Source organism: Secundilactobacillus hailunensis, from assembly GCF_005405185.1.
Taxonomy (GTDB): Bacteria; Bacillota; Bacilli; order Lactobacillales; family Lactobacillaceae; genus Secundilactobacillus; species Secundilactobacillus hailunensis.
In genome coordinates, this window is the sequence record NZ_BJDO01000027.1 from 16,466 (window position 1) to 32,744 (window position 16,279).

Sequence of the window (16,279 nt, forward strand, 5' to 3'; positions counted from 1 at the left end):
CAGTTATCAGTTAATCTTTCTGAGCATCGTCAGTGCTATCCGTAGTACTATCATCCGTTTGCGGATCAGCTTCCGGTGCAGTGGTTTCGTCCGCGACGTCAGCTCCGCCAAAAGTTTCTTCGCTATTTAAGACAATGTCGTCTGAATCGTCTGAGTCGGTTGAAGAAACATCGGCTAATTCAGACCGCAACGACCCGTCCGTATCATCTGAGTCGGCAGGATGATTTAACGTCTGATCACCAAACTGGCTGGCGGCGTTCTTTACCCGATCACTAACGGTTTGCGATTGATCAGAAAAAGTTTCCTTAAAGTCATCCCAGGCATCACTTGCATAAAACGCATAGTCCACAGCCCGGTCTTTTGCAACGTCCAGCTTATCCTGCACGTTGGCCTTAAATTCCGCCTTATCTTCATCACTTAGCCGATTATAAGCAGCGTGCGCAGCGACTGCACCAGCAGCTAATCCGACCAAAAAGCCTAACTTTTTTCCCATGAGTCAAAAACTCCTTTCAATGATCAATCTTTACTTTTACGGCCACGATAAGCGTTATAAAGCGACTCACCTAGCTTAGCAAATAATCCGGTGGTAGCCGTTTTCTTCGCCGTTGATTTAACCTTACCAGTTAGATCATGAGTGGCTGAATTCAGTTCCGACACACTAGTCCCTAAGTCGGCTGCTGCCTGAAAGACTGGATCGATCGTTGCTACTTTATGGTTCACATCATCTAACAGGGTGTTCGTGCTTGCCAAAATATCTTCAGCATGCTTTGAGATCACGTCTATGTCGTCAGTCATGGTCTTCACGCTTTTGTTAACCTCATTCAAGGTCCGCACCATCTTCATCAAGAAGGCACCGATAAAAAAGACTAATATCAAAAATGCGATGGCGGCAATTAAGCCGGCCACTTGTCCTGCTGTCACACTACCCCTCCTTACTTTAACCTGTTAGGTTAAGAATAGCATTGCGTTTAAGCTGACGCAATATAAAACCCACCGGTTCGCCTGCTTTTTTTTAGCCTAATCTGTTACACTTATTGGTGAAATTAATTCAAGGAGAAAACGCTATGATATTGAACAGTAATCTGACCCGTTTCATTCAACATTTTAATTGGCAGCACATTGGCGAACAAGTTGCCACGACCCTCTTTCAGCTGTTACTCGTGACCATTGGACTGTTGCTCGTCAATTGGATCGGTAAAAAAATTATTCGGCATTTATTCAAACGCTATAAAAAAACAAAGTTCACGGCTGGCTCTGCCAATCGCGTAGATACGATTTTTACCCTAGTCATGAACATCTTCCAATATACGGTCCTATTTTTTTGGATCTACGCCCTGCTGTCCTTTATGGGGGTCCCCGTTGGCACCCTGATCGCTGGTGCTGGAATCTTCAGTCTGGCATTAGGTCTTGGCGCTCAAGGCTTCGTTTCCGATATCGTTACTGGCGCCTTCCTGTTAATGGAAGAACAGATCAACGTTGGTGATATGGTTAAAATCGGCGAAGTCGAAGGCACCGTTTCAGCAGTCGGCATCCGCACCACGCAAGTCATCAGCGCCGACGGCACCCTGAATTTTATTCCCAACCGTAACATTACCATTGTCAGCAATAAATCCCGCCACGAAATGCGGGCGTTGGTTCAAATTCCCATTTTCCCCGATGCACCCATTGATCAGATCAACACCATTATTGAATCGGTTAATCAAACGGTCCCAGCTCAATTTCCCGCCATCACGCAAGCTCCGACCAATATGGGAACAGTACCCCTGCCAGATGGGCAAGTGGTGATTCAAGTCGTCACCTTTACCCAGCCGGGCGAGCAGTTTACCGTACAGCATAAACTGCTGTCTGCCTACTTAAAGGCCATCAGGGACGCCCACATTGAATTACCGACTATTTATCATAATGACCCCCAAAAATAAGCTTAAGGCTTAAATAGCCGGCAACAGTGATGACATCACTGTTGCCGGCTATTTTGATTATCCATAAGTTTTCTTAACCGTTACTGATCTTCTTCACTGAATTCAACAGTGGTCGAACATCATACTGTTTCGTTAAATTATGGGCTAAGTAATTCACCCGTTTTAATAGTTCCCGTCGCGTGATGATACCAGTAAACGTTTTTTCATCTGATACAACTGGCACAAAGTTATTATCAATTAACAGGTGCATGATTTCATCTAAATCAGTAGGATCTTCAATCGAGCGAAAATCAGTCTCCATGACATCGGCCACGGTCAGGCGCCGCAGATTTTCTGAGGCGACGTGATCCGTATCCAGCATATGTTCCGTAATCATTGAAAGTGAGACTAGGCCGCATAGATGCTGATCATTGTCCAGCACGGGAACCTTTGAATACCGAACCTTAGTTAACACTAAAAAGGCGTGATAACAATCGTTTGTCACCATCACATTGGCAACTAAATCAGCTGGAATAATCAAATTATCATGATCTGCCATGATCATTTTTTGAATTGGTTCATCAATCATAAAAAACCTCACGCAACCTTTCTAGCGTTTAAATTGCTGGTGGAGCTGATCGATCTGATTTAACTGACGATCATAAAAATCAACCGTGACTTGAGCAGGTAAAACGTCAATCATTGCAAAGGTCCCGCCAATGGCAGCATATTGCCCCCGTGGCAGTGAGATGCTGCCAGGATTAACGTAGAGCCGCCCCTGAGACATCTCAGCTGCTAACTGGTGCGTATGGCCATATAACACGACCGCAGCTCCAAGCTCTCTGGCTCTGAGGTCTAATCGCGTCAAACTCATCGAGACATCGTACAGGTGCCCATGAGTCATCAAGACCTTAGTCTTACCGATGACGGGCTGGATTTCATCAGGAAAGGTCGTGCCGTAATCGGTGTTGCCCTTGACCACGTACACGTCCTTGAACAACGGATCATCAACGGTCATTTCCGAATCCCCACAATGAAAAATAGCGTCCACTTGATTGCGATAAGTCTCAAAAATGGTCTGCAAAATCTGCCGGTCACCGTGATTATCACTAACAGCTAAAAGCTTCATACTAACTAAGCCTCCCACCAGTTATCAAACTGCGTCATCATTTTTTTAGTTGCTCGACCACGGTGACTGATGGCGTTCTTCTCGTCTTCACCCATTTCAGCCATCGTCTTACCCTTAGATGGCACGTAAAACAACGGGTCGTAGCCAAAGCCGTTCTCGCCGCGCGGAACAGTCAAAATTTGGCCTTGAACTTCACCGTTAACAACCAGTTTTGCGCCATTTGGTTTCAATAAAACTAACGTCGTATGAAACACTGCCTGCCTTTTGTCAGCCGGTACCGTCTTCAAGTTCGCCAACAATTTTGCGTTATTGGCTGCATCGTCATGGTCGCCAGCATACCGTGCGGAATAAATGCCTGGTTCACCGTTTAAAGCCGTCACTTCCAAGCCGGAATCATCAGCTAAGACCGGTAACTGAGTATGGTCAGCAATCGCTTTAGCCTTGATCGTGGCGTTTTCTTCAAACGTCGAGCCGGTTTCTTTGATGACACCAACGTCCGGGTAATCCGCTAACGTCTTGATCGTAATCCCTTTTGGTGCCAGCATTTCAGTAAATTCTCTCGCCTTACCCTGATTGCGCGTCGCAATCACTAATGTACTATGCATTGCTGGGCTCCTTTGCGGGTAGATCACCGTACTTCATTAACTGTTCTACTGGAACGTGCTTGACGTTTAATTGCGGTAACTGCAGCCAATCTTTCGCAATCGCAGTAAAACTGCCAACGTCACCCGTCGTGTAAAACTGGCGAGTCTTAGTGCCATGATCCATATTCAGTAACTGCTGATCAAACAGTAGCTGTTTGATGACACTCACCGTTTCAACACCGGAATCGACTAGCGTTACCTCTGGCCCCATCGCTTGTTGAATGAAATCGGTTAGCAGCGGGAAATGGGTGCAGCCTAAAATTAGGGTATCAACCGGATGCGTCTTGAAATATTGCAGCTGATCAGCCACCACTTGAGCCGTTTTGGCATCATGATACTGGCCAGCTTCCACCATGGTAACGAAGTCCGGACAAGCTAGGCCCTCGATTGAAACAGCTGGTGATAATCTGCTGATAGCTTTTTGATACGCGTGACTCTTAATCGTTCCTTCAGTCGCAATAACACCGATATGCTGGCCAGTTGAGACCTTAACGGCGGTCTGGCTGCCAGAATCGATGACTCCCACTACAGGAATCGATAATTTCGCTTGTAAAATTGGTAGTGCTGCTGCCGTAGCAGTATTGCAGGCAAGCACCAGTGCCTTAATATGCTGGTCTAATAAGAACCCGGCAATTTGCTGAACAAAGTGGGCTACTTCTTCGGTGGGACGCGGTCCGTATGGCAGACGCGCCTGATCGCCTAAGAAGACAATTGATTCGTTTGGAAGTTGTTTGAGCGCTTCTTTAACAACGGTTAGACCGCCAACACCGGAATCTAAAAAACCAATGGGTTGAGATGTCATCACAATCTCCCTTTCAAATAGATCTTGAAACTATATTATTATCCTTTTTAACAGCGGAAGCAAGAAATCTCAGTTTTTTTTAAGTTCCGTTAATTATCTTGCAATTCAAGTTCAATCCATTGTAATCTTAACGTAACAGAAAAGTGAATGGAGATCACCTCATGAATAATCAGATTTACAAACATTATCTTTCAGATCCCGAAACTGCACCCCTCTTTGGAAAAGCCTTTTTTCGCGACGTCATTTTAAAAGACCTGTTGGGCGCCGATGCCGGTAACATCGCTTATTGGGAAGGTAAGCAACTAGCCAGACGCTTCACTTTAGGCAGCATTGCAAACTTAATAACCTTTTTCCAGCAGGCTGAATTAGGCAATCTAACACTACAAAAACAGTCGGCAAAAGAATGGCGATTTAGACTGAGCGGTAAACCCGTGACGAGCCGAATAGCCTTACAGCCGGACGCGACTTTTTCACTGGAAGCTGGCTTTTTAGCACAAACTGCCCAGCAAATGGTGGGCAGCGTAGCCGAAGCCGAAATGGGTGAAAAGCCAAAACACGCTGAGGGTATCATACTCACCGTTCATTTAGATCCTAAAGATGCGGTCTCTGATCCACAGGAATTGGATCCGATGACGATCATCGATAATTAGGTTCAACCTTAATAATTAAACTAAAAATGGTCTCATTATCAGCTTATTTCACTGATAATGAGACCATTTTTATTAACATCCCGGCATTGCCCTAAGCCTCAACGTATTGAGACAGTAACTGCTTTAACTGGTCCTTGGTGTGATAACCAACGATCGTATCCACAACTTGACCATCCTTTTTAACGAGGAGGGTTGGAATACTCATGATACCGAATTTTTGCGGGGTATCTGGGTTAGCATCGACGTCCATTTTGTTGAAAGTAACCTGACCGTCCATTTCACCGGATAATTGTTCAACTACTGGTGATTGCATCCGGCAAGGACCGCACCAAGTTGCCCAAAAATCAGTTAATGTCACGCCCTTCGACGTATCGTTTTCAAAAGTTTTATCTGTCGTTTCTACAACAGCCATAAAACAATCCCTCCTTTATTTGTTTACCTTTAGTAAGTGTATCAGATTTTGCGAAAAGAACAAGTAATTAGCCGTTTACAATTTAGCAATGGTTGACCCATCACCACCCGCATTAGCCGGTGAGAAGCCAAAGGACTTGATTCGTGGGTTAGACTGCAGATACTCGGTAACACCTTTTCTAAGGGCACCAGTTCCCTTACCATGAATGATCGTGACCGAGGGATAGCCAGCCAAAAGCGCTGAATCAATAAACCGGTCAACTTCAGCCATCGCTTCTTCATAGCGGTGACCACGTAAGTCTAACGTTGGTGAAACTCCGTTGGAACGGGTGCGTTGAACCGTTGCCCGCGGTTTTGGCGCATTCTTTTCAGGTGCTGCCCGCTCGAGATCCGTATCCTCAATTTTCATCTTCAAAATACCCATTTGAACTTCAAAATGATGGTCATCCAGCTTATCCATGATCACTCCACGCTGACCATAAGACCGGACCACGACTTCGTCACCCTGCTTAAAGTTATGGCGCTTCTTTTCGCGGTTTAAGACGCGGTTCTTCTTCAGCTTCTGATCTTGCTGCAAGGCATTAATCTGCCCCTTAGCATCGATCAGCTGGTCTTCTTTGATCACGGTCTTACCAGCCTTAAGCTGCTTCTTACGGATATCTTTAATGATTTTATCCGCCCGCAGTCTGGTTTTTTCAACCACCTGATTGGCATCGTCTTTGGCCTGTTCCATCAACTGGTCTTTTTGTTTCAAATAACCATCGAATTTAGCCTGCAGATCTTTTTGCAGCTGTTCGGTTTCTGCCAGTTTCTTAGCAGTCTCCTCGGCATCGAGGTCCGCCTGTCGCTTTTGCGCCGTTAGATCAGCAATCATGTTATTCAGGTCTTGACTATCTTGATCAGTCAATCCCCGGGCTTCGTCAATAATCGATGATTTAAGGCCCAGCCGCGTTGCAATCTCCAATGCGTTACTGCGACCGGGAATACCAATTAGTAACCGGTACGTAGGCTTTAAAGTCGCGTTATCAAACTCCATGCTGGCGTTGATCGTTTCTGGTCGGTTATACCCGTAAGCCTTAAGCTCCGGATAGTGGGTGGTGGCAATGACTTCGCTGCCCATTGCGCCGATCTCATCTAAAATTGCCATGGCTAGTGCTGCCCCTTCTTGCGGGTCAGTACCAGCGCCCAATTCATCCACTAAGATCAAACTATGGTCGCTGGCCGCCTTTAAAATCGACACAATGTTTTCAATGTGCGACGAGAACGTACTCAGATTTTGCTCAATCGACTGTTCATCACCAATGTCGGCGAATACTTCATCAAATAGGCCCACTTGAGAATGCTCGTTAGCCGCAATAAACAACCCGGACTGGGCCATTAATTGGGTGATCCCGACCGTTTTCAAGGTAATCGTTTTACCACCGGTGTTAGGTCCAGTAACGATAATCGCTTTGTAGTCTTTACCAAGCGCAATATCGTTAGCTACGACCTTTTTCGGGTCAATCAAAGGGTGTCTGGCCTGGCGCAGTGCAATCTGGTTGTCAGTGGACAAAATCGGTTCAGTAGCCTTTAACGTATGCGCGTAGCGGGCCTTAGCATTAATAAAGTCCAAATGCCCCAAAATAGTCGCGTTAGCGTGAATCTCTGCTTGATAGGGACGCAAGGCGTTTGACAGATCCAGTAAGATGCGTCGTTCTTCTTGGCGTTCTGCAATCTGAGATTCTCGGAGCTGATTATTCTTGCCCACGACTGATTCCGGTTCGATAAACAGGGTCTGACCACTGGCACTTTGATCATGCACAATGCCGCCAAACCGTTGCTTATATTCCGCTTTAACGGGTAACACGTAGCGGTCATCACGAATCGTCACCAAGTTATCGCTGAGGTACTTGGCATTTTTACCACGAGTAAAGCCCGCCATCTGGCTACGAATAGCGCCTTCAAAATTATTGATCTGCCGCCGAATTCGCCGCAGTTCAGGCGAAGCCTCATCCGTTAGCCGGCCATCATCTTCAAGTGACACGCTTAACCGTTTACTGATCTCAGGCAAATGAACGAGTCGATCGACCACACCATACAAACGACGCAGTTCAACGGGACGCTGCTTTAGATCATCAAAAAAATTAACAACAGCTTGGACGGTTTTTAAGATCTGACTAATTTGAGACAGTTCCGTACCGTTCAACGTGCCGTCAATTTCAAGCCGCTTTAACTGCGGTCCCACATCTGCCAGCTTAGGAATTGGAATACCACTTTCCAACCGGTAAATATCCGCACCATCTTTAGTTTCATCAATCTGTTCTTGGACCCAGTCAAGGTCATTGCTGGGTTCTAATTGCTTTAACTCGGCGTTACCCGCAGCAGAGACGAGGTACTGTCTTAACTGCTGTTTAATTTGGTCATACGCCATGGTTTTATAAATTTTGTTATTCATCTCTAACTCCCGTAACTCAAATGCTGTTGTAAGGCCTGACGGATAGCAATATTCAGGCATTTCAAGGCAGGGACATCACGGCCCTACTTAGTCTCATCGTCTTGATGCTTTTCGGTTTGATCGTAGGCCTCAGCCTTTTCTAACTGATCTGAAATGGCATTAAAAGCTAATAATATCGAAGCTTCTTCCTGAGTCATATCTGGTGCCAATTTTTTTAACTGAGCCAGCTGCTGATTCATCAACTCTGTCACAGCCCGCATATGTGCTTCAGTTTGGTTACCGACAATCGTGTAGCTCTGACCATCAATAACCGCTTTAAACCGCCTGCGAGCTGGTTGCGGTTTCTTCTTCGTGTTATCCAAATTGTTCGCCTCCAGAGTGTCTATTAAACTCATTTAGCCGCTGACCCATGCGGACCAGCGGCTAAATGAATGAGTAAGTCTCTATACACCTACTCAGTAATAATCATTTATTTGGGATCCGGTACGCCCCAGTCTTGATCAGAGGCATCAGTACCGCCACCGTTTAAGAAGGTATTCAGCATTGATTCAACCATATCCCATTCATCGTCATTTTCAATTGGTATCAGGTCGCCGCCTTTGGGATCAGCGGGATCATCACTATCAGCCAATTGGTAAGCTTGAATATCAACTTCTTCATCGTCAGCTTTACCAGCTGGATAAAGTAAAATGTAAGATTTGTTGTAATCTGGTGACGTGAAGGTAAACAGAACGTTATAGAGTTCTTCGTTGCCGTTTTCGTCAACCATCGTAATTTGTTGTTCGTCGTTTTTTTCACTCATGTTTGTGTGCCTCACTTTTCTTTGGTCAAAGGGCCTTTGCGATCCAAGTAATTCTGAAGAATCAAACTAGCTGCAAGCTTATCGATCACTTTCTTACGCTTTTTACGCGAAACATCCGCTTCTTCAACAAGCATTCGATCAGCTTCGACGGTAGTTAACCGTTCATCCTCAAAATCAACTGGTAAACCAAAAGTTTGCTTCAATAAATCGCCGTAATCTTGAGAAGCCTGGGCTCTGGGACCCAGTGTATTATTCATATTCTTCGGTAATCCTAAGACGAAACCGGTCACTTCATACTGCTTGACCAATTCCTTCACCCGGTCAATGCCAAACTGTTTTTCATCTTCATTGATTCGAATGATCTCAACACCCTGCGCAGTCCACCCGAGCATATCACTCACCGCAACTCCGACAGTTCTCGAACCTACATCCAATCCCATTATTCTTATCACTTAGTTGTCGTCCCATTCTCATTTAGGTAGAAGCGAACCAATTCTTCAATGATTTCGTCGCGTTCATGTTTACGAATCAAATTACGAGCGTCATTGATACGAGGAATATAAGCCGGATCACCGGATAGCAAGTAACCCACGATCTGGTTGATCGGGTTATACCCCTTTTCCTCTAACGCTTGGTACACAGTCACCAATGTCTCATGAACATCCTTCGGCTTCTTGTCACCGAAATCAAAATACATGGTTTTATCTAACGTACTCATGATCACACCTCCACCAATGCTATTTGTTCTTATTTTACCGAATATAGTCAAGAACGACAATGGTTGTGGAGCGTTGTAACTGGAATGAAATATATAAGCCGCAATTTAAACGCTTTTTCAACCTAATATTTAAAGTTTAACACGTTAGTCCAAATTTGACAGCCATTTTGCAGCTTCGGTCATGGCATCTTGCAAACCAGCTGGGTTCTTACCACCGGCCTGTGCCAGATTAGGACGACCGCCGCCGCCACCATTAATTTTTGGTGAAATGGCCTTGATCAAGTCACCAGCCTTAATGCCGGTCTTGATCGTATCTTCATTAACAGCCACGATCAAGTTAGCCTTTTCGCCAACTTGAGCGCCTAAAACTAACACGTCTGATAATTGCTTTTGCCGCCAAGTATCTGCTAATTGACGCAGTTGATCCATGGAAGAAACCTGAACGACACCGGTAATCAACTGTTTGCCATTGACATCTTGCACGTTATCAAAGATGGCACCGGCCTGCTGGCTGGCCAACTTTGCTTCAAGGCTATCTGCCTTGTTGGATAACGTCTTAATCTGTTCTTGCAATTGCTGAATCTTATCCGGAACTTCTTCAACTTGCTGTGACTTCAACGTCGCAGCCGCGTTGGTCAAAAGCTGATCATGCTTTTCGAGGTACTCGTAAGCATCCCCAGCGGTGACCGCTTCGATCCGACGAGTGCCGGCACCGATACCCGTTTCAGAAGTGATCTTGAAGAGGCCTAATTCGTTGGTGTTCTTGACGTGAGTCCCACCACAAAATTCAATTGAGAAATCCCCGACTGAAACGACCCGGACTTTGTCACCGTACTTGTCGCTAAACAGTGCAATGGCGCCCATCTTCTTACCGGTTGCTTGGTCGGTCACCTTAGTCGTCACCGGAATTTCTTCAAAGATTTTTTCATTAACAATAGCTTCAACCTTAGCTAGATCTTCGTCAGTAACTTGACCAAAGTGAGTAAAGTCAAACCGCAGATAATTGGGTTCAACCAGTGAACCGGCTTGCTGGGTATGTTCGCCAAAGACGTTTCGCAGCGCTTGATCTAGCAAATGGGTCGCCGTATGGTTCTTTTTAACCTTACTGTGGAAATGGGCATCGACTTTCAAGGTCACTTGGTCGCCGACTTTGATGCCATGATGTAATTTCAAGGTATGCAGGTTTTGACCATTTGGCGCGTGCTGCACGTCTTCAACAGTGGCAATCAAATTGCCGTTTTCATCAAGGACATCACCCTTATCAGCTACTTGACCACCCATTTCAGCGTAAAATGGCGTCTTGTCAAAGATCACCTGAGCCAGTTCACCTTCAGTAGCGTCGGTCAATTTACCATCCGCTACAATGTCAGTGATCTTAGCATCATTGACTTCAAGCTGCGTGTAGCCAACGTATTCGCTTGGTGACTTCACACCGATCAGTACATCAGTCTGAACACCCATGGAGTTATCCGCATTCCGAGCTTTACGAGCACGGTCACGTTGTTTCTTCATTTCCGCCTTAAAGCCGTCTTCATCAACCGTGATGTTTTCATCAAAGGTATATTCACGGGTCAACTCAACTGGGAAGCCGTAAGTATCATATAATTTGAAGGCATCAGCACCGTTAATGACGGATTCGCCCTTCTTCTTAGTATCCGCAATCAAGTTATTCAGTAAGTTTAGGCCATCAGCCAACGTCACGTTGAAGCGATCTTCTTCGGACTTCACCACTTGAGCAATGTAGTCGCTGTTTTGCAGCACTTCTGGGTAGTAAGCCTTCATGACTTCACCGACAACTGGAACGAGCTTGTACAAAAAGGCCCCCTTGATGCCTAATTTTTGACCGTTGACCACGGCGCGACGGATCAAGCGTCGGATAACGTAGCCACGACCTTCGTTAGATGGTAGTGCACCGTCACCGATGGCAAACGTAATCGCCCGTGAATGGTCAGCAATCACTTTGAAGGAAACGTCCAATTTAGGGTCTTGACCGTACTTTTTACCATCGCTATAAGATTCAGTAGCGTGGATCATTGGTAAAAAGAGGTCAGTTTCAAAGTTAGTTTTCGCGTTTTGGAACACTGAAACGACCCGTTCAAGGCCCATTCCAGTATCAATGTTTTTCCGTGGCAGTGGCTTATATGAGCCATCTGGTTCGTGGTTAAACTGTGAGAACACGATGTTCCAGATTTCCAGGTAACGTTCGTTTTCGCCACCAGGATAGCTTTCAGGATCGTCTTCCGCTAAATTATTAAAGGACTGACCACGGTCATAGAAAATTTCACTATCAGGACCAGAAGGACCCTCACCAATATCCCAGAAGTTATCGTCTGCTTCAACGATGTGGTCGGGAATCACACCGACTTCTTCCCAACGCTTTTTAGCAGCGTCATCATCCGGGTAAACGGTGATGTACAGTTTTTCTGGATCCCAGCCGAACCACTTGTCTGAGGTCAATAGTTCCCAAGCCCAAGCAATGGCTTCGTTCTTGAAGTAATCACCAACGGAGAAGTTCCCCAGCATTTCAAATAACGTATGGTGCCGAGCAGTCCGGCCAACGTTTTCGATATCGTTAGTCCGAATACTCTTTTGTGAACTGGTCATCCGGGGGTTCTTCGGCACAACTGACCCGTTAAAATAGTTCTTCATGGTGGCAACACCAGAGTTGATCCATAACAATGTTGGGTCATCCACGGGTACTAATGACGCGCTAGGCATGATGGTGTGACCTTTACTTTGAAAGAAATCCAGGTACATCTGCCGAATTTCACTGCTGCTTAAATTTTTCATTCTCTTCTCCTTTAAAAAATAATAAAACACCGCTGCTAGTAAAGACGTCTAAGACGCGGTACCACTTTACTTGCAACGATGTTTGATCGTTTACCACTTAAGGCTCAATGCGCTGAGCGACGGTTATTCAATTCTTCGTAAGGGAGCACTTAGCCTGGGAATCGTTTTTCGCATCAGCCAAAACGTTTCTGAAAAACCGGCCGCTAAGCATATCCTTGCAATTAATACGCATATTAGTATACATTTTTTGCAAATGTCGTGCAAGTGACTTTGCTACCCAAATCAAGTAATCAACAGCTTATTTGTAACGTTGTGAAGACGCCTTTTTATTTTTCCGGACTTTACGGTGATTTTGCCGTTGTTGAATCCGGTTTTCAAACCATTGCTCCTTAGCGATGGCCTTCTTGATCTTCTTCTTGTACCCAGGCTTAACAGTCCGTTTTTCCTTTTGAATTTTACCGGCCATTGTCCCAGAAATCTTCGGTGCCCGCGGGCCGCGTTTCTTCCGTCGGTTACGATCAAAGGAATCGATCACTTCGCCGTTCTTGATCTGCTTGGGCTTAAACACAATGCCCATATCTTCAAGTGCGGAGACCTTTTCTTCTTCCTCCGGTGTATAGAAGGTGATTGCCGTTCCTGGAAGACCTTTACGGCCAGTCCGGCCAACCCGGTGAATAAAGTAATCGAGATCTTCTGGAATCCCGTCATTGATGACGTGAGAAACGCCATCGATATCGATTCCACGAGCAGCTAGATCAGTTGCCACGACAAATTGGAAATCCAAGTTATGAATTTCACGCATGACCCGTTTCCGTTCCCGAGCAGGCAAATCGCCATGAATCACAGCGACCTTTAACCCCTGTGCTTTTAGATAATCAGCAATTTCAACGACCCGTTGTTTCGTGTTAGCGAAGACCAGTGCCAAGTATGGTTCACCCATGGTTAAGAGCTGATAGATCAGTTCGTTTTTAGAGTGACCCTTGGTAGGTAACAGCCAGTTATCAATAGTTGGACTGATCACTGACTTAACTGGAATCTCTTCCACCACTGGATTTTCCATGTATTTACGTAAGAAGGGCCGTAATTTAGCCGGAATGGTGGCTGAAAAGACCATCATTTGAAGGTGTTCCGGCATCCGGGCCGCAATCTGGTCGACATCCGCTAAGAAACCGAGATCTAGTGTCATATCCGCTTCATCCACCACAAATTGAGTCGCAGTATGCACGTCTAGAGCACCATTTTTAATTAGATCACGGATTCGACCAGGTGTCCCAATGACCAGTTCAGGCTGTTCACGCTCCAACTTTTCAATTTGGCGCTTCTTATCCGTTCCACCGACGTAGTTACCGATTTTTAGCGGCTTCGGACTGTGCTTAGCCAGCTGCTTGGCATCCCCGTAGATCTGGTAAGCCAGTTCCCGGCTAGGTGTCGTGATCACGGCTTGAACTTCGTGGGTTTCAGGATCTAAAGCATCAAAGATTGGCAGCAAAAAGGCGTGGGTCTTCCCACTCCCAGTTTCTGACTGACCAACAACACTTTTCCCTGAACGGATAACGGGAATTAATTTTTCTTGAATTGCAGTTGGTTCTGTAAAACCAAGTTCATCTACCGCCTCAGTTAAATAGGACTGTAAACCGAACTCTTTAAAGGTTTGACTCATGTTATTCTCCTTGTTTTGACAATAGTGCGTCTAGTTCTTTGATGACCTGTTTAATTTCGTCATCGTCGTGAGCCACGGCACCGCTGGCCAAGGCGTGTCCGCCACCACCATGCCGCTTAGCTAATTCGTTAATAGCGGGTCCCTTAGACCGTAACCGAATCCGGAAAGTGTGGTCCTTGGATTCCACGAAAATGGCCCAAGATTTAACTTCCTTGATGCGTCCCGGCAGTGGGACCACTGAACTCGTAGATTCGTCACCAAGCTTGAAGGGTTCCAAAACTTCGTCACTGAGCTTAATGTAAGCTGCACCACTGGGCAAGATCGTCAGATTTTCATAAACGTAAGCTGATAATCGCGCTAACGGAATTGAAATTTCGTCTTCCTTTTGATTAACGTCACTGGCAGAAAAATCAAACTGCATCAATTCACCGGCCACTTTCATAGTGTGAGTGGAGGTGGAAGGATACATAAACCGGCCAGTATCGCCGACAATTCCGGCATACAGTAATCTGGCCGCTTCAGCGGTGCAGGTCAGTTCCGGTTTCATTGCGGTGTAAAGATCAAATACCAATTCGGAAGTACTGGAAGCTTCTGGGGAGACCCACATGGGATCGCCGAACTGATCGTCATTGGGATGATGATCAATTTTGATCAGCTGATTGCCCTTGCTGTAACGGTCATCATCGATTCGTGGCTGGTTAGCCGTATCTAAGACCAGCACTAACGCGTCTTTGTAAGCGTCATCGTCAATCGTGTCCGTCTTGCCTAACCAATCGAAGCCCGGATACTGCTTCCCCACTGAATAGATCTTTTTACTGGGAAAACTGGCTTTTAAGATCTCCGCCAGCCCCATTTGCGAACCAATCGCATCCGGATCAGGCCGTTGGTGTCTGTGAATAATAATGGTTTGATGTTGTTTAATTGCGTTTAAGATTTCAGTCTGTGTTTCTTTTAATGTCATTACTGTGTATCACCTTTCAACTCGCTTAGTCGTTTCTACAGTATAAGTTGTCTCGCCCTTGAAAGCAAGAAGCCATATTAGCAGGCGGCAAAATTACTGATTACCGTCTGATTACCTACTCATTATGATACTTCCTGCGCTGCTCATGTTCAAACAGATCCAACGCAATGTTTTCAAAGGTGATTGGCGCTAACCCAGTAATGGTAATACCTAATAGGCGCACCCCTTCTGGATTGTCTGGCAAACTGTTCATGATTTCTTTAGCCATCTGGGCATAGAGTTTGGGATCATTTTCCAAAAAGTCAGCTTGGGTCACCCGCTTAGTTTTGGTTTTAAAATCCCCATAGCGCACTTTTAGAACCAGTGTGCGGCCGTGCATCTGCTGTTTTTTAACCGTCTTAGCCAGCATCTCAGCTAGTTTATCCAACTGAGCATCCACTTCACTATCAGTGGTCAAAAACGGCCAGTACGTCGTTTCGTTACCAATTGACTTACGTTCCCGCTGATATTCTACTGGCCGGTCATCCGCGCCACGCACTCGCTGGTACAAGATTTCACCGAACCGGCCAAATTGTTTGATCAGGTCCAGTTCAGCCCAAGCCAAGAGGTCCTGCCCCGTGTGAATGTTTAAATCATGCATTTTGGGCACCGTTTTCTTACCCACGCCCCGAAACCGCTCGATTGGTAACTGCATCAAGAAATCATGGGCATCCGCTGCGTGAATAATTGTGATACCAACCGGTTTACGATAGTCTGAAGCTTCTTTGGCAAGAAATTTACTATAGGAGATCCCGATGGAACTGGTCAAATGGGTCTGATCCCAAATTTCAGCCTGCAAGCGAACCGCCAATTCAACGGGATCCGCTAACTTCATTTTATTGGTCGTCACGTCCAGATAAGCCTCATCAAAGGCAACGGTTTCAATAATGTCAGTGTATTCGTGAAAAATTCGATGAATTTGATCCGAAATCGCGCGGTAGTGCTGAAAATTAGGGGTGACAAACACCGCTTGGGGGCACAGTTTTAACGCTTGCTGCGCCGGCATAGCCGAATGGACACCAAATTGTCTGGCCACGTAATTAGCCGTTGTGACTACCCCGCGACCACCAGTCCGCCGGGGATCACGGGAGATCACTAACGGTCTCTTCTTATAGGCTGGGGTATCGCGTTGTTCAATGGAAGCGTAAAAGGCATCCATATCAACATGTAAGATTTTCCGGCTATCATCAATATGCACTGGATTATCCAAAATTACGCCCCCTTTTATAACTAAAAAAAATCGGTGCTACGATATTTGGAGTTGATAGGCAGTTTGCCTTTCAACTCCTTTTTCTATACCATTATTATATTTGAACACGCAAATAGGACACTACACTATTT

General features: G+C 45.7%; 18 protein-coding genes. 2 read left to right on the forward strand and 16 right to left on the reverse strand.

The window, feature by feature from the left end:
- Positions 1 to 10 precede the first annotated feature (10 nt).
- Positions 11 to 493 (reverse strand): YtxH domain-containing protein, encoded by a 483-nt coding sequence (locus FFM73_RS08070; RefSeq protein ID WP_137631263.1) that lies wholly within the window; start codon positions 491 to 493, stop codon positions 11 to 13.
- 23 nt (positions 494 to 516) lie between these two features.
- Positions 517 to 921: a DUF948 domain-containing protein gene (locus tag FFM73_RS08075; protein ID WP_137631264.1), complete on the reverse strand. Its 405-nt coding sequence runs from the start codon at positions 919 to 921 to the stop codon at positions 517 to 519.
- Positions 922 to 1,064: 143 nt separating this feature from the next.
- Between FFM73_RS08075 and FFM73_RS08080 the strand changes: the two genes are divergently transcribed.
- Positions 1,065 to 1,919 carry a mechanosensitive ion channel family protein gene (locus FFM73_RS08080; protein WP_137631265.1) on the forward strand — a complete coding sequence of 285 codons (855 nt, stop codon included), beginning with the start codon at positions 1,065 to 1,067 and terminating at the stop codon, positions 1,917 to 1,919.
- Positions 1,920 to 1,992: 73 nt separating this feature from the next.
- On the opposite strand, the gene cbpB is transcribed toward FFM73_RS08080, so the two are convergent.
- From cbpB to racE, 4 genes are read right to left on the reverse strand one after another with little or no spacing between them, the layout of a single operon-like run.
- Positions 1,993 to 2,487 carry a cyclic-di-AMP-binding protein CbpB gene (gene cbpB / locus FFM73_RS08085; RefSeq protein ID WP_137631266.1) on the reverse strand — a complete coding sequence of 165 codons (495 nt, stop codon included), beginning with the start codon at positions 2,485 to 2,487 and terminating at the stop codon, positions 1,993 to 1,995.
- 21 nt (positions 2,488 to 2,508) lie between these two features.
- Positions 2,509 to 3,027 (reverse strand): metallophosphoesterase, encoded by a 519-nt coding sequence (locus FFM73_RS08090; protein WP_137631267.1) that lies wholly within the window; start codon positions 3,025 to 3,027, stop codon positions 2,509 to 2,511.
- Between the two features lie 5 nt (positions 3,028 to 3,032).
- The gene (locus FFM73_RS08095; RefSeq protein WP_137631268.1) at positions 3,033 to 3,632 is read right to left on the reverse strand and encodes an XTP/dITP diphosphatase; all 600 of its coding nucleotides are present in this window, start codon (positions 3,630 to 3,632) and stop codon (positions 3,033 to 3,035) included.
- A complete protein-coding gene (gene racE, locus FFM73_RS08100) occupies positions 3,625 to 4,473 on the reverse strand; it encodes a glutamate racemase (RefSeq protein WP_171001250.1) in 849 nt (282 codons plus the stop codon). The genes FFM73_RS08095 and racE overlap by 8 nt, the downstream gene beginning before the upstream one ends.
- A gap of 161 nt (positions 4,474 to 4,634) precedes the next feature.
- On the opposite strand from racE, the gene FFM73_RS08105 reads away from it, so the two are divergent.
- Positions 4,635 to 5,123, forward strand: a complete 489-nt coding sequence (locus FFM73_RS08105; RefSeq protein ID WP_137631270.1) for a DUF2507 domain-containing protein — start codon at positions 4,635 to 4,637, stop codon at positions 5,121 to 5,123.
- 91 nt (positions 5,124 to 5,214) lie between these two features.
- On the opposite strand, the gene trxA is transcribed toward FFM73_RS08105, so the two are convergent.
- The 10 genes from trxA to dinB form a co-directional block, all read right to left on the reverse strand.
- Positions 5,215 to 5,535, reverse strand: a complete 321-nt coding sequence (gene trxA, locus FFM73_RS08110) for a thioredoxin (protein ID WP_137631271.1) — start codon at positions 5,533 to 5,535, stop codon at positions 5,215 to 5,217.
- 75 nt (positions 5,536 to 5,610) lie between these two features.
- A complete protein-coding gene (locus FFM73_RS08115) occupies positions 5,611 to 7,968 on the reverse strand; it encodes an endonuclease MutS2 (RefSeq protein WP_137631272.1) in 2,358 nt (785 codons plus the stop codon).
- Positions 7,969 to 8,051: 83 nt separating this feature from the next.
- Positions 8,052 to 8,330, reverse strand: coding sequence for a cell division protein ZapA (gene zapA / locus FFM73_RS08120; protein ID WP_235874483.1), 279 nt, complete (start codon positions 8,328 to 8,330; stop codon positions 8,052 to 8,054).
- 107 nt (positions 8,331 to 8,437) lie between these two features.
- Positions 8,438 to 8,770 carry a DUF1292 domain-containing protein gene (locus FFM73_RS08125; RefSeq protein WP_137631274.1) on the reverse strand — a complete coding sequence of 111 codons (333 nt, stop codon included), beginning with the start codon at positions 8,768 to 8,770 and terminating at the stop codon, positions 8,438 to 8,440.
- An 11-nt stretch (positions 8,771 to 8,781) separates the two neighbouring features.
- Entirely contained in the window at positions 8,782 to 9,219 is a 438-nt protein-coding gene (gene ruvX, locus FFM73_RS08130; RefSeq protein WP_137631279.1) for a Holliday junction resolvase RuvX, read from the reverse strand.
- Positions 9,219 to 9,488, reverse strand: coding sequence for an IreB family regulatory phosphoprotein (locus FFM73_RS08135; protein WP_054655958.1), 270 nt, complete (start codon positions 9,486 to 9,488; stop codon positions 9,219 to 9,221). Before FFM73_RS08135 ends, ruvX begins: the two co-directional genes overlap by 1 nt.
- A gap of 144 nt (positions 9,489 to 9,632) precedes the next feature.
- The gene (gene alaS / locus FFM73_RS08140; RefSeq protein ID WP_137631275.1) at positions 9,633 to 12,278 is read right to left on the reverse strand and encodes an alanine--tRNA ligase; all 2,646 of its coding nucleotides are present in this window, start codon (positions 12,276 to 12,278) and stop codon (positions 9,633 to 9,635) included.
- 298 nt (positions 12,279 to 12,576) lie between these two features.
- Positions 12,577 to 13,938, reverse strand: a complete 1,362-nt coding sequence (locus FFM73_RS08145) for a DEAD/DEAH box helicase (RefSeq protein ID WP_137631276.1) — start codon at positions 13,936 to 13,938, stop codon at positions 12,577 to 12,579.
- A gap of 1 nt (position 13,939) precedes the next feature.
- Positions 13,940 to 14,899 carry a DHH family phosphoesterase gene (locus FFM73_RS08150; protein ID WP_137631277.1) on the reverse strand — a complete coding sequence of 320 codons (960 nt, stop codon included), beginning with the start codon at positions 14,897 to 14,899 and terminating at the stop codon, positions 13,940 to 13,942.
- Between the two features lie 115 nt (positions 14,900 to 15,014).
- Entirely contained in the window at positions 15,015 to 16,151 is a 1,137-nt protein-coding gene (gene dinB / locus FFM73_RS08155) for a DNA polymerase IV (protein WP_268920514.1), read from the reverse strand.
- Positions 16,152 to 16,279: the final 128 nt, after the last annotated feature.